13 protein-coding genes are annotated in these 12435 nt (G+C 74.5%); 6 read left to right on the top strand and 7 right to left on the bottom strand.

The window, feature by feature from the left end:
• The 4 genes from H297_RS0130630 to H297_RS0130615 form a co-directional block, all read right to left on the bottom strand.
• Positions 1-804 (bottom strand): hypothetical protein, encoded by an 804-nt coding sequence (locus H297_RS0130630; RefSeq protein WP_037795731.1) that lies wholly within the window; start codon positions 802-804, stop codon positions 1-3.
• A 105-nt stretch (positions 805-909) separates the two neighbouring features.
• Complete coding sequence (locus H297_RS0130625) at positions 910-1977, bottom strand: prenyltransferase (protein WP_027740171.1); 1068 nt, start codon at positions 1975-1977, stop codon at positions 910-912.
• Positions 1974-2771, bottom strand: coding sequence for a methyltransferase domain-containing protein (locus tag H297_RS0130620; RefSeq protein ID WP_027740170.1), 798 nt, complete (start codon positions 2769-2771; stop codon positions 1974-1976). The genes H297_RS0130625 and H297_RS0130620 overlap by 4 nt, the downstream gene beginning before the upstream one ends.
• Before the next feature lie 101 nt (positions 2772-2872).
• The gene (locus tag H297_RS0130615) at positions 2873-4228 is read right to left on the bottom strand and encodes a glycosyltransferase family 4 protein (RefSeq protein WP_027740169.1); all 1356 of its coding nucleotides are present in this window, start codon (positions 4226-4228) and stop codon (positions 2873-2875) included.
• Between the two features lie 272 nt (positions 4229-4500).
• On the opposite strand from H297_RS0130615, the gene H297_RS0130610 reads away from it, so the two are divergent.
• The gene (locus H297_RS0130610) at positions 4501-5235 is read left to right on the top strand and encodes a TetR family transcriptional regulator (RefSeq protein WP_027740168.1); all 735 of its coding nucleotides are present in this window, start codon (positions 4501-4503) and stop codon (positions 5233-5235) included.
• A gap of 96 nt (positions 5236-5331) precedes the next feature.
• Here H297_RS0130610 and H297_RS0130605 read toward each other — a convergent pair whose 3' ends face one another.
• From H297_RS0130605 to H297_RS0130595, 3 genes are read right to left on the bottom strand one after another with little or no spacing between them, the layout of a single operon-like run.
• Positions 5332-6222 (bottom strand): 5-oxoprolinase subunit C family protein, encoded by an 891-nt coding sequence (locus H297_RS0130605; RefSeq protein WP_486589733.1) that lies wholly within the window; start codon positions 6220-6222, stop codon positions 5332-5334.
• Entirely contained in the window at positions 6212-6934 is a 723-nt protein-coding gene (locus H297_RS39280) for a 5-oxoprolinase subunit B family protein (RefSeq protein WP_051352302.1), read from the bottom strand. The genes H297_RS0130605 and H297_RS39280 overlap by 11 nt, the downstream gene beginning before the upstream one ends.
• A complete protein-coding gene (locus tag H297_RS0130595) occupies positions 6931-7701 on the bottom strand; it encodes a 5-oxoprolinase subunit PxpA (RefSeq protein WP_027740166.1) in 771 nt (256 codons plus the stop codon). The genes H297_RS39280 and H297_RS0130595 overlap by 4 nt, the downstream gene beginning before the upstream one ends.
• A 144-nt stretch (positions 7702-7845) precedes the next feature.
• Here H297_RS0130595 and H297_RS0130590 point away from each other — a divergent pair, with 144 nt between their 5' ends.
• The 5 genes from H297_RS0130590 (at position 7846) to H297_RS0130570 (ending at position 12370) form a co-directional block, all read left to right on the top strand.
• On the top strand, positions 7846-8688 hold the full coding sequence (locus H297_RS0130590) for a GntR family transcriptional regulator (protein ID WP_078514844.1): 843 nt from the start codon (positions 7846-7848) through the stop codon (positions 8686-8688).
• Between the two features lie 157 nt (positions 8689-8845).
• Positions 8846-9598, top strand: coding sequence for a DUF969 domain-containing protein (locus H297_RS0130585; protein ID WP_027740164.1), 753 nt, complete (start codon positions 8846-8848; stop codon positions 9596-9598).
• On the top strand, positions 9595-10563 hold the full coding sequence (locus H297_RS0130580) for a DUF979 domain-containing protein (protein ID WP_027740163.1): 969 nt from the start codon (positions 9595-9597) through the stop codon (positions 10561-10563). Before H297_RS0130585 ends, H297_RS0130580 begins: the two co-directional genes overlap by 4 nt.
• 17 nt (positions 10564-10580) lie before the next feature.
• Complete coding sequence (pcp, locus tag H297_RS0130575; RefSeq protein WP_027740162.1) at positions 10581-11258, top strand: pyroglutamyl-peptidase I; 678 nt, start codon at positions 10581-10583, stop codon at positions 11256-11258.
• Between the two features lie 68 nt (positions 11259-11326).
• Complete coding sequence (locus H297_RS0130570; RefSeq protein ID WP_027740161.1) at positions 11327-12370, top strand: DUF2891 domain-containing protein; 1044 nt, start codon at positions 11327-11329, stop codon at positions 12368-12370.
• Positions 12371-12435: the final 65 nt, after the last annotated feature.

Genomic DNA, 12435 nt, shown 5'->3' with positions numbered 1-12435 from the left:
TCAGGCGGTTGGACCCTCGACCGCGGGCGGGTTGAGCCGGTCGCTCCGCCCGGTGACCGGGTCGGTCGAGCGGGCCCGGTAGGCTTCGACGCCCTCCGCCGCCAGCACGGCCTCCACGCACGCTTCCGAGGCACCTACGTAGGTGCAGGTGAAGTCGATGTCGGTCGCGACGCACCAGCTGCGGTCGTCGGGCCACCACAGGTTGGGTGAGCGCCAGAACGGATCACCGGCCGACGGTTCGCCGACCGCGGAGGGGCCGGGTCCCACGGCCACAGCCACAGCCACTGACGGGTCGTCGGCGTCGGCCTCCCACGGTCCGGGCCGCAGCGACGTGCGGAACACCGTCTCCAGGGGGCCGGCCAGCAGCAGCATCGCCCGGTCCGGAATCCCGAACCCAGCCGTCTCTCCCGGGCCGACGGCCGAGTCCCCCCACCCTTCCCACAGCCCGAACCAGCACGACCCCGGTGTGTCCGTGTGTCCGCGCAGAACCCCGGCGAGTGGCTCCAGCACCGCCTCGGGCACGTTCCCCTCGTAGGGCACCGTGTCCCATACTCCCGGCTGCTCCCGCGCGTGCCGGACCCCGACGATCTGCTCCCACTGCATCAGCGGGTGCGCACGGCGACCGTTGGCAGCGGCCACGACGTGCCAGGGGACGGCCACCTGGTCGCGGTAGGCCGGATGCAGGATCCGCGCATACGCCGCGAAGCCGCCCGGCACCACACCGGCCACCGTCCCGTCGAACTGTGTGAGCCGCTCCTGGAGCCACCCCGCAGCGGTCGCCTCGGCCACCTTCGCGTAACCCATCACCCCATCATGGACGCGGAGTTGCGCCGACCGGGAGCGTTTTCCCCGGCCTGCTCGGCGGACCCGGCCGGCCCGGGCCCGGGCCACACCGGGGACCGGGGGCGCTCAGCAGCAGTCGGGGTCCAGACCGGCGGGCAGGGCGTCGCCGCGGAAGACCTGGACCGTCGCGTCGTCGCCGCCCAGCGCGGCGACGGCCAGCAGCAGCGCTCCGGCGGTCCAGGTGGTGCGCTCCACCGGCCAGACGGCCTCGTTCTCGAAGACGTACCCCGTCCAGTACATGCCGTCCTCGGCGCGCAGGTGCTGCATCCAGCGGAGCACGTCCAGCGCGTGGTCGGACTCGCCCATGGCCCACAGCGCGAGGGCGAGTTCGGCGCTCTCGCCGCCGGTGACCCACGGGTTGGGCACCACGCAGCGGCAGCCCAGCCCGGGGACGACGAAACGGTCCCAGCCTTCCTGGATACGTTTCTCGGCGGCGGGGCCGCGCAGGGCGCCGCCGAGGACGGGGTAGTACCAGTCCATGGAGTAGCGGCTCTTGTCGAGGAACCGTTCCGGGTGGCGGCGCACGGCGTGGCCGAGCCAGCCCGCGGCCAGCTCCCAGTCGGGCTGCGGCTCCTCGCGGTGCTCGGCCATCGCCAGCGCGCAGCGCAGCGCGTGGTGGATGGACGAGGAGCCGGTCAGCAGCCCGTCGGTGCACGCGGTGCCGTCGGCCTCGCGCTTCCACCCGATCTGCCCGCCCGGCTGCTGGAGGCCGAGGACGAACTCGACGGCGGCGACGACGACGGGCCACATCCGGTCCAGGAAGGCATCGTCCCCGGTGGCCAGGTAGTGGTGCCAGACGCCGACGGCCGGGTAGGCGCAGAAGTTGCTCTCGCGCGTGCGGTCGGTGGGGGCTGCCGCGTCCCCGTCGGCATAGGCGGCGTACCAGGAACCGTCGGGCTGCTGATGCCGGGCCAGCCAGCGGTAGGCGGCCTCGGCGCCGTCGTGCTCGCCGGCGGCGTCCAGGGCCATGGCGGCCTCCACGTGGTCCCACGGGTCCAGGTGGTGGCCGCGGTACCAGGGTATGGCGCCGTCCCCGCGCTGCTGGGCGAGGACGCCGGCCACCGTCTGCCGGGCCTGCGCGGCGGTCAGGACGCCGGGCAGGACGAGCCGCTCGGTGCGCTCCGGGCTGGTCACCGGGCCGCCGCCGCGGGCCGGCCGGCGTCGCGCCCGGCGGCGTCGGAGGGGTCGGCGGCTGCGTGGTGCGGCAGATGGGGCTTGGTCGCGTAGGCGACGAAGCTCTTGCCGATCAACGGGTCGAGGGCGCGTTCGGCGAGGCGGGTGGCCAGCGGGCGCTTCATGATGTCCCACACCAGCAGCTTGTGGTAGGCGCGCACCGGCAGTGCTGCCTCGTCACCGTCGCGGTCGACTCCGAACGCACACTTGAGCCACCAGTAGGGGGCATGCAGCCCGTGCGCGTGGTGGGTGCCGTAGGGGCGCAGCCCGGCCTCGCGCATCCTGCCGAGGAGTTCGGTGGCCCGGTAGATGCGGATGTGGCCGCCCTCGACCTCGTGGTAGGCGTCGCTGAGGGCCCAGCAGACCTTCTCGGGCCCGTAGCGCGGCACGGTGACCGCGATCCGGCCACCGGGCTTGAGGACGCGCACCATCTCGGCGAGGACGCCCTTGTCGTCGGGGATGTGCTCCATGACCTCGGAGATGATCACGACGTCGAAGGACGCGTCGGGGAACGGGAGGGCCAGCGCGTCACCCTCCATGGCGGTCGCGGTGGCGCCCTGCGGGGCCTCGCCCTCCTCGGCCATGGCGGCGAACCAGGTGGCGACCTCGCGGATCTCCTCGGCGTTGCGGTCGAGCGCCACCACGCGTGCTCCGCGCCGGTAGCACTCGAAGGCGTGCCGTCCTGCCCCGCACCCCAGATCGAGCACGCGATCGCCGGGAGCGAGCGGGAAGCGGGAGAAGTCCACGGTCAGCACGGGCGGTCAGCCTTCCGGTAAGTCGGGCGGGCGGGGGCGCGGGTCGGAGGGGGCGGGGGGGGCAGGGAGGGGGCAGGGGGGCGGGGACGGCGGCTGCCGGGTCAGCGGCTGTCGGCGGCGGCACGCACCGGCTCGGCGGGTGGCCGTACCACGGGGGGCGGGGCCGGGCGGGTGGCCTCCCCCATGGCGGCGCGGTAGCACTCGACGGTGCCGGCCGCCGCCCTCTCCCAGGTGAACTTCCGCAGCACCCGCTCCCTCCCGGCGGCACCGAGGCGGGTCCGCAGCGCGGGGTCGCCGAGCAGGCGTACGAGCCCCGCGGCGAGCGCCCCCGCGTCACCGGGCGGTACCGCGAGGCAGGTCTCACCGTCCCGGCCGGCGACCTCCGGGATGGCCCCGCCGGTGGTGGCCAGCAGCGGGGTGCCGGTGGCCATGGCCTCGGCCGCGGGCAGCGAGAAGCCCTCGTACAGGGAGGGGACGCAGGCGATCTGCGCGGAGCGCAGCAGGGCTGCGAGTTCGGCGTCGGTGATGCCCTTGACGAACTCCACGGCACTGGCCAGGCCGTGGTCCTCGATGGCGTCGGCGACCGGCCCGCGGGTGGGCCGCTTGCCGACCACGACCAGGTGGGCCTCCGGCTGCTCGGTGCGCGCCTTGGCCAGCGCCTCGACGAGGAAGACGAGTCCCTTGAGGGGGACGTCGGCGCTGGAGGTCGTCACGACCCGCCCCGGCACCTCGGCCACCGCCGGGTCGGGCGCGAACAGCCGGGCGTCGGCGCCGATGGGCACCACGTGGATGCGGTCGGTGCGCACGTCCAGGTCGTCGGCGATCTCCTGCCGGGAGGATCCCGAGACGGTCACCACCGAGGGCAGCCGACGGGCGACGCGGCGCTGCATGCGGGTGAAGCCGTACCAGCGGCGGACGGAGACCTGCCGGCGCCACCCGTGGGCGGCCTCCAGCTCCAGCTTGCGGTCGACGGTGACCGGGTGGTGGATGGTGGTCACCAGCGGGGCGCCGAGCGCCGCGGGGCCGCCGAGGAGGCCGTAGCCGAGTGTCTGGTTGTCGTGGACGACGTCGAACTCGCCGCGCCGGGCGGCGAGATGGCGGCGGGCCCGCAGCGAGAAGGTGAGCGGCTCGGGGAAGCCGCCGGTCCACATCGTGCCGACCTCCAACAGGTCGACCCAGTTGCGGTACTCGGCCTGCTTCGGGGTGCGGAAGGGGTCCGGCTGGCGGTAGAGGTCGAGGCTGGGCAGCTCGGTGAGGGAGAGGCGGCCCTGCGCCTCGGGGATGTCGTCGAGCACCGGGTAGGGCTGGGCGCCGATGACCTCGACCTCGTGGCCGAGGCGGGCGAGTTCGCGCGAGAGGTGGCGTACGTAGACGCCCTGGCCGCCGCAGAAGGGGTTCCCCTTGTACGTCAGCAGCGCGATGCGCAGCGGGCGGTCCGTCACGGCCTGACCGGTCACTCGCGGCCCCCTTCGTCGCTGCGTTCCGCCGGAGCGTAGCCGCTCGCGCTAACCTAGAACAAGTTTCAGGTTGACATCCGGGAGGGACGCAGCGGGGCGGGTGGCACCGCCTCGGACGCGCCCCGGACTGGTCCCGGAGTGAAGAATTTACCGGCCAGTCACTTCTGGCGAGCCACCGGAGCAGGTGATTCGCGCCACCCCTGAGGGGCCTGCAACAATGCACGGCTCACCACAGGGCTTCACGACGCCACGGAAACGGGACGAACAACGCGATGCCGACACCGCCGCAGCCCAAGCCCCAGCCCCACGCCCAGTCGCAGCCGCAGACCGGGCCCCGGCCCACGGCGCGAAGCGCGCGGTCGGCGCGCCCGCAGCCGCGCCCCCAGTCGCTCGCGCAGTCCCTCACGCAGTCGCCGCCGCTGACCGAGCGCCAGGAGGCCCGGCGCCGCCGCATCCTGCACGCCAGCGCCCAACTGGCCCGGAAGGGCGGGTTCGACGCGGTGCAGATGCGGGAGGTCGCCGAGGTCTCCCACGTGGCCCTCGGCACGCTCTACCGCTACTTCCCCTCCAAGGTGCACCTGCTGGTGGCCACCATGCAGGACCAGTTGCAGCACATGCACGAGACGCTGCACAAGCGTCCCCCCGAGGAGACCGAGGCCGCCGCCCGCGTCGCCAAGACCCTGATGCGCGCCTTCCGCGCCCTGCAACGCGAGCCGCAACTGGCCGACGCGATGGTCCGCGCCCTCAACTTCGCCGACCGCTCCGTCAGTCCGGAGGTGGACACCGTCTCCCGGCTGACGACGGCCATCATCCTGGACGCCATGGGCCTGGAGGGCGAGCCCTCCCCCGCGCAGCTGTCGGCGGTCCGCGTCATCGAGCACACCTGGCACTCGGCGCTCATCACCTGGCTGTCCGGCCGGGCCTCCATCGCCCAGGTGAAGATCGACATCGAGACGGTCTGCCAGCTCATCGCCGTGACCGCACCGGAGGAGAGCGCGGACTCCTGAGGGGACGGCGGCGGCAGCGGGAGACGGCAACGGAGCTGCGGAGGACGGATTCCGCTGAGCGGGGCCCAGGGCTCGCGGGTTCAGAAGCCCGCGGGTTCAGGGCCCCGCGAGGGTGAAGCGGACCGGGGTTCCCGGCGGGGCCTGGGCGGCGGCGTCGAGGCCCTCGGGCGGGACGACGCCCACCACGGGGTAGCCGCCGGTCGTCGGATGGTCGGCCAGAAAGATGACGGGGCGGCCCTCGGGCGGCACCTGCACCGCGCCCGTCGGCATCCCCTCGCTGGCCAACTCGCCCTCCCGCGCCCGCTCCAGGGCCGGCCCCTCCAGGCGCAGCCCGATCCGGTTGCTGGCGGCCGACACCCGGTAGCCGCCGGTCAGCAGGGTGCGCACCCCCACGGAGGTGAACCAGCCCGCGCGGGGCCCGAGCACCACGGGCAGCACCAGTTCCCGCGGCGGACCGCCCCAGGGGGCCGCGTCCGGTGGGACGGGCGCGCGGCGCGTACGCGGAGCTCCCAGGCGCAGCACGGCGCCCTCGGCCAAGGGGGCGGGCCCGAGCCCGGAGAGCAGGTCGGTGGAGCGGCTGCCCAGCACCGGCTCGGCCCCCACTCCCCCGGCGAACCCCACGTAGGAGCGGACACCGTGGGTGGCGGCACCGACATCGAGGACGGCACCGGCGGGGACACGGACCGGCTGCCCCCACGGGGCGGGCCGTCCGGCGACGGTCACCGGGCAGGGTGCCCCCGTGACGACGGCGACGGTGGGGCGCAGGGCACGCACGGTGCATCCGGTGAGAGTGGTCTCCAAGGTGGCGGCCGCCTCCGGGTTGCCGAGCAGCCGGCCGGCGAGACGGTGCGCGGCCAGGTCGAGCGCGCCGGAGCGGGGCACGCCGAGGTGGGCGTACCCGGTGCGGCCCAGGTCCTGGACGGTGGTCAGCACCCCCGCCCGCAGCACCTCCAGGCCGTCGCCCGGCCCGGTTCCGTCAGTTCCCACGGTCGCCTCCAGCCGGGCGTGGCGCGTCGGCGGACCCGCGTGGGTCTGCACCGGCCCCGTGCGGATCCAGCGGGACGAAACGGACGCGGGTGCCGGGGGCGAGGAGCGCGGCGGGGGTGCGGCCGGTGTCCCACAGCACCGTCTCGGGCGCTGTGCCGATGAGTTGCCAGCCGCCGGGCGAGGAGCGCGGGTAGACGCCCGTGTAGGGGCCGGCGAGGCCGACCGCCCCGGCGGGGACCCGGGTACGCGGGTCCTTGCGGCGCGGCACGTGGTACCGCTCCTCCAGCCCGGTCAGGTAGCCGAAGCCGGGGGCGAAGCCGCAGAAGGCGACGCGGAACGCGGCGGCGGTGTGGATGCGGGGCACCTCGTCCTCCGCCACCCCCCACAGGGCGGCGACGTCGGCGAGGTCGGGCCCGTCGTAGCGGACCGGGATCTCCACGGCCGCGCCCGTCCCGCCGGTCAGCGGCGGCACGTCCCACCCCGGCAGCTCGGCGGCCAGCCGGCGCACTGCCCCGGGCCCGGGCAGGCCGTCGAGCAGGACGGTCCTGGCGCCGGGCACGATCTCGCCGACGGGCGGCAGGGTTCCCTCGGCGCGGCGCCGCAGCAGCTCGGCGTGGAGCGCCTCGGACTCCGCGGCCGTGGCCAGTTCGACCAGCAGCCCGTCCCGCCCCACGGGCAGCACGTGGGGCTTCACGGGGGTGGTCCCGGTCACGCGAAGGCCTGGACGGTGACGCCGGCCGTGGCGAGCTCCGCGCGGACGCGGCCCGCCAGCCGGGCGGCGGCCGGGGTGTCCCCGTGCACGCACAGCGAACGGGCACCGGTACGCAGCACCCTGCCGTCGGCGGCGACGAGTTCGCCGTCCCGCGCGAGCCGCACCGACCGCTCGACGACCTGCTCGGCGTCGTGGAGGACGGCGTCCGGCTCGGTGCGCGGCACAAGGGTGCCGTCGGGGCGGTAGTTGCGGTCGGCGAACGCCTCCTCGACGGTGGGCAGTCCGGCCTCGGCCGCCGCGGCCAGCAGGCGGGAGCCGGGCAGGCCCAGGAGCGGCAGCGGCCTGCCGGAGGCGGTCGCGGCGCCGGCCAGCCGTACGCCCTCGACCACGGCCGCGGCCTGGCCGGCGTCGTGCACGGCCCGGTTGTAGAGCGCGCCGTGCGGTTTGACGTAGGCGACGGTGGATCCGGCGGCGCGGGCGAAGACCTCCAGAGCTCCGATCTGGTACGCCACTTCGGCGGCCAGCTCGGCGGCGGGCACATCCATGGCGCGGCGGCCGAAGCCGGCCAGGTCGCGGTAGGAGACCTGCGCGCCGATGCGGACGCCGCGTTCGGCGGCCAGCTCGCAGACGCGGCGCATGGTGGCGGGGTCGCCGGCGTGGAAGCCACAGGCGACGTTGGCACTGGTGACCGAGGCGAGCAGCGCCTCGTCGTCGGTCAGGTGCCAGCGGCCGAAGCCCTCGCCGAGGTCGGCGTTAAGGTCGATCATCCGGTCCATCGCCAGCAACCTAAGCGATTGTTGAACAATCCGGCAAGAGGGCCCGGCGCCCGGGTCCCCCGGATGCCGCCGGCTCCACCTGCCGCCCGTACCCGGGTCCCGCCCGGCCGTGTCCTGCACCCGAGGGAGCACACCATGACCGCCGACCCGCCCGCCGCTGCCCCCGCCCCCCGCGCGGGATGCACCGCAGGACCGGCCGCGTGCCCGCCCGGCAGCTCGCCCGCGGGCCCCTCCGCGGATCCGCCCGCCGGGCCGTCCGAGGGAGCGCCCGCAGGCCAGGCCGCCGCTCTGTCGGAGCTGGCCGCGGACCGGGCGCTGCTGGGGCGTACGAGCACGGCCGAGCGCGTGGCGGGCATCCTGCGGGAGCGGATAGCGCGAGGCTCCTTCCCGCCCGGCACCCGGCTCTCGGAGGAGCGCATCTGCGGGGCGCTGGGCGTCTCCCGCAACACCCTGCGGGAGGCCTTCCGGCTACTCACCCACGAGCGGCTGCTCGTCCACCGGCTCAACCGGGGGACGTTCGTCCGCGTCCTGACCGATACGGACATCGTGGACATCTACCGCGTCCGGCGCCTCGTGGAGTGCGCCACTGTGCGGGGGCTCCCGAAGCCGCCCTGGGACGTGGCCGACGTGCGGGCCGCCGTCACGGCAGGCGAGGCGGCGGCCGTCACCGGCGACTGGCAGGCGTGCTCGACCGCGAACATCCACTTCCACCAGGCGCTGGCCGGGCTCGCCGGCAGCCCGCGGACCGACGAGATGATGCGCGGCGTCCTGGCCGAACTGCGGCTGGCCTTCCACATCATGGGCGACCTCCGCCGCTTCCACGACCCGTACCTGGCCCGCAACCACGAGATCACCCACGCCCTGGAGGCGGGCGGGAAGGCGGAGGCGGAGCGGCTGCTGGCGGACTACCTGGACGACTCGCTGCGGCAGCTGCTGGAGGCCTACCCCGCGGACACCTCGGACCTCCCGGAGAGCTGACCCCCCGCGCGTCCCGCCGTGGGGGGCGGACGCCGAGTGGCATGTCTCACTCTTGTCCGATCGTTCAACAATCCTCTAGCCTCCCGTGGAATTCGACCCACAAGAATCCGCTGCGCGGAAGTCGGCGGACAGTCGCTCCATGGAAGGCGGAGGCGACATGATCGTTCTCCTCGGCGTCCTCGTGGTCGTCCTCGGCTTCGCGACACGGCGCAACCCGCTGCTCGTCGTCGGCGTCGCCGGGATCGTCACCGGGCTGCTGGGCAAGCTCTCCCCCGTCGAGATCCTGCACACGTTCGGCGAGAGCTTCGCCTCCAGCCGCTCGGTGACCATCTTCGCGATCACGCTGCCCGTCATCGGCCTGCTGGAGCGCAACGGGCTCCAGCAGCAGGCCCGCACCGTCATCGGCAAGCTCGGCACCAAGCTGACCACCGGCCGCTTCCTGACCCTCTACCTGCTGCTGCGGCAGCTCACCGCGGCCGTCGGGTTGCAGACCATCGCCGGGCCCGCGCAGAGCGTGCGGCCGATGATCGCGCCCATGGCCGAGGCCGCCACCGAACGCATGGGCGGCGGCCGCCCGCTGCCGGAGAAGGTCCGCGAGAAGGTCCGCTCGCACGCCGCCGGCACCGACACGGTGGGGCTCTTCTTCGGCGAGGACTGCTTCTTGGCCATCGGCTCCATCCTGCTGATCACCGGCCTGGTCAACAGCACCTACCACACGCACCTGGAGCCGCTGCACCTCGCGCTGTGGGCGATACCCAGCGCCGTGTGCGCCTTCTTCGTGCACGGCGGCCGGCTGCTGCGCCTGGACCGGAAGCTGGAGCGCGAACTGGTCACGGCACACGCCGAGATGGCCGTCGCCCACGAGGACGTACGCGGACGGCGTGACGGGGAAGGCGGGGCCGCCAAGTGATCAAATCCGAGTGGTTCTTCTGGCTGGTCGGTGCCGTCTTCGTCATCATGGCGGCGCAGATGCTGCGCGACCGCAGCAACCCCAAGCGGTACGGCACGGCGGCCTTCTGGGGCCTGCTGGGCGTCTGCTTCTTCTACAGCACGTGGGTCAACGAGAAGTCCCTGCCCGCGGAGCCGCTGGGCGTGGCCGTCCTCGCCCTCATCTGCATCGGTGGCTTCAACCTCACCGGCAAGGGCACACCCCGCACCACGAGTGAGAGCGAACGCGTCTCCCTCGCCGCCCGGTTCGGCGGCAAGCTGTTCATCCCCGCGCTGACCATTCCGGTGGTCGCCATGGTGTGCGCCGTGCTGGTCGCCAAGGTCAGGATCGGCGGCACACCCGTGCTGGAAGAGGGCAGCGAGACCATCCTCGGCCTCGGTCTGGGCGCCCTCGTGGCCCTGGGCGTGGGCATGTGGGTGCTGCGGGAGAAGCGGGTGAGCGTCCCCGTGCACGCGGGGCGCGGGCTGCTGGAGTCCATGGGCTGGGCGCTGCTGCTGCCGCAGCTGCTGGCCGTGCTCGGCGCGATCTTCCAGGCCGCGGGTGTCGGCACCCAGGTACGCGAGGTCACCGAGGCGGTGCTGCCCGACGGGCAGCGGCTGGCCGCCGTCGCGCTGTACTGCGCCGGCATGTTCGTCTTCACCGTCATCATGGGCAACGCCTTCGCGGCCTTCCCCGTGCTGACCGCCGCCGTCGGATGGCCCGTACTGATCGAGCAGATGCACGGCGACCCGGCCGCCGTCCTCGCGATCGGCATGCTCGCCGGCTTCTGCGGCACCCTGTGCACGCCCATGGCGGCCAACTTCAACCTCGTTCCGGCCGCCCTGCTGGAGCTGAAGGACCAGTACGGCCCGATCAAGGCGCAGGCGCCCACCGCCGGGGCACTGCTGGTCTGCAACATCGCCATCATCTACTTCTTCGCCTTCTAGGACGGCCCCGCCTCACCATGACTGCAACCCCTGAGCCCCGCACGAGAGTGCTGGTCACCGGCTTCGCCCCGTTCGGGGGCGAGGAGATCAACCCCTCCTGGCAGGCCGCCGAGCTGCTCGCCGCCCGGCCCCCGGCCGGCACCGACGTGCAGGCGGTACGGCTGAGCTGCGTCTTCGGTACGGCGCTTGAGGAGCTGCGCGCCGCGGTACGGGACGCCGGGCCCGGCCCGGACCTGGTGGTGTGCCTCGGCCAGGCCGGCGGCCGTACCGGCCTGAGTGTCGAACGCGTCGCCCTCAACGTCGACGACGCCCGCATACCCGACAACGCGGGGCAGCAGCCCGTCGACGAACCCGTGGTGGCGGGCGGCCCCGCCGCCTACTTCAGCACCCTGCCGATCAAGGCCTGCGCCGCCGCCGCGCGGGCGGCCGGGGTCCCGGCGGCCGTCTCGCAGACGGCGGGCACCTACGTGTGCAACCACGTCTTCTACGGGCTCGCCCATCTGCTGGCCACCGAGCGCTCCGGGACGCGGGGCGGCTTCGTGCACGTCCCCTTCACCCCGCGCCAGGCGGCGGCCCAGCCGACGGCCCAGCCCTCGCTGTCCGTGGACGACGCGGTGCGCGGGCTGGCCGCGATCCTGACGACGGCGGCCGGCACGAGCGTCGACATTCACGAGACCGGAGGGGCGACACATTGAGCACCGGCGAAGAGGAAGCGAGCGGGGAGGGGGGAGCGCGCGCGGTCCCGGAGGCCGAGGCCCTTGCCCTGCGGGCCCCGCACTTCGCGAAGGTGGCTCTCGCCAACGTCACCCGCGCGTATCCGAACGCCCCCGCCCACCTGCTGGGCGGCCCGGACGAGCTGGTCCCCCCGCGCCGCCTCCACCCCGCCTTCTACGGCGCCTACGACTGGCACTCCTCCGTCCACATGCACTGGCTCCTGATGCGCCTGCTGCGCCTCCCGGTGCGGGACGGCAGAGGGTGGCGCGAGGCGGTGGTGCGCGGGCTGGACGCACATCTGACGCCCGAGGCGCTGGCGACCGAGGCCGCCTACCTGCGGGCCCACCCCTCCTTCGAGCGCCCCTACGGATGGGCCTGGCTGCTGGCGCTCACGAGTGAGAGCGCCGCACTCGCCGCAGCCTTTGACACGGACCCCGCGTCCGAGGCCGGGCACCGTGCGGCGGCCGGCGCGTGGCACGACGCCCTCGCCCCCGCGGCCGCAACCGTCGCCGAGCTGCTCGCGGAGTGGCTGCCCCGGGCGACCTACCCGGTGCGGCACGGTACGCACGCCAACAGCGCGTTCGCGCTCGGTCTCGTCCTGGACAGCGCCGCACGGGCGGGCCGTCCTGAGCTGGTGGCGCCGGTGGCCGCGAAGGTCCGCGAGTGGTATGTGCCCGACCACGGCGCGGCCACCCGCTGGGAACCCTCCGGGCAGGACTTCCTCTCGCCGCTGCTGTGCGAGGCCGACACCGTCCGCCGGGTGCTGCCGGGCGGCGAGTTCGCGGACTGGCTGGGGCGCTTCCTGCCGGAGCTGGAGACCGCGGGGGGCGGCTTCCTCCCGCCGCCCCGGGTCTCGGACGCCGCGGACCCGCAGATCGGTCACCTGCTCGGCCTCTGCCTCAGCCGGGCGGCGGCCCTGCGCGGTATCGCCGATGCCCTGCCGCCCGGGGACGCGCGGACCGCCGCGCTGACCGCTGCCGCCGAGGCGAACCTGGAGGCGGCGCTGCCCGCTGCCACGTCGGGGGACTTCACCACGGACCACTGGCTGGCCACGTTCGCCACCCTGGCGCTGGGCAGCGGCATCCCGGACTGACGGACGACGCCGCCGAGGCCCCCGCCGCCGCCCCGAGCGGTCCGGGGGCGACGGTCCGGGCGGTC

Source organism: Streptomyces sp. CNT360, assembly GCF_000424785.1.
This window is presented reverse-complemented; position numbering and strand designations above follow the sequence as displayed.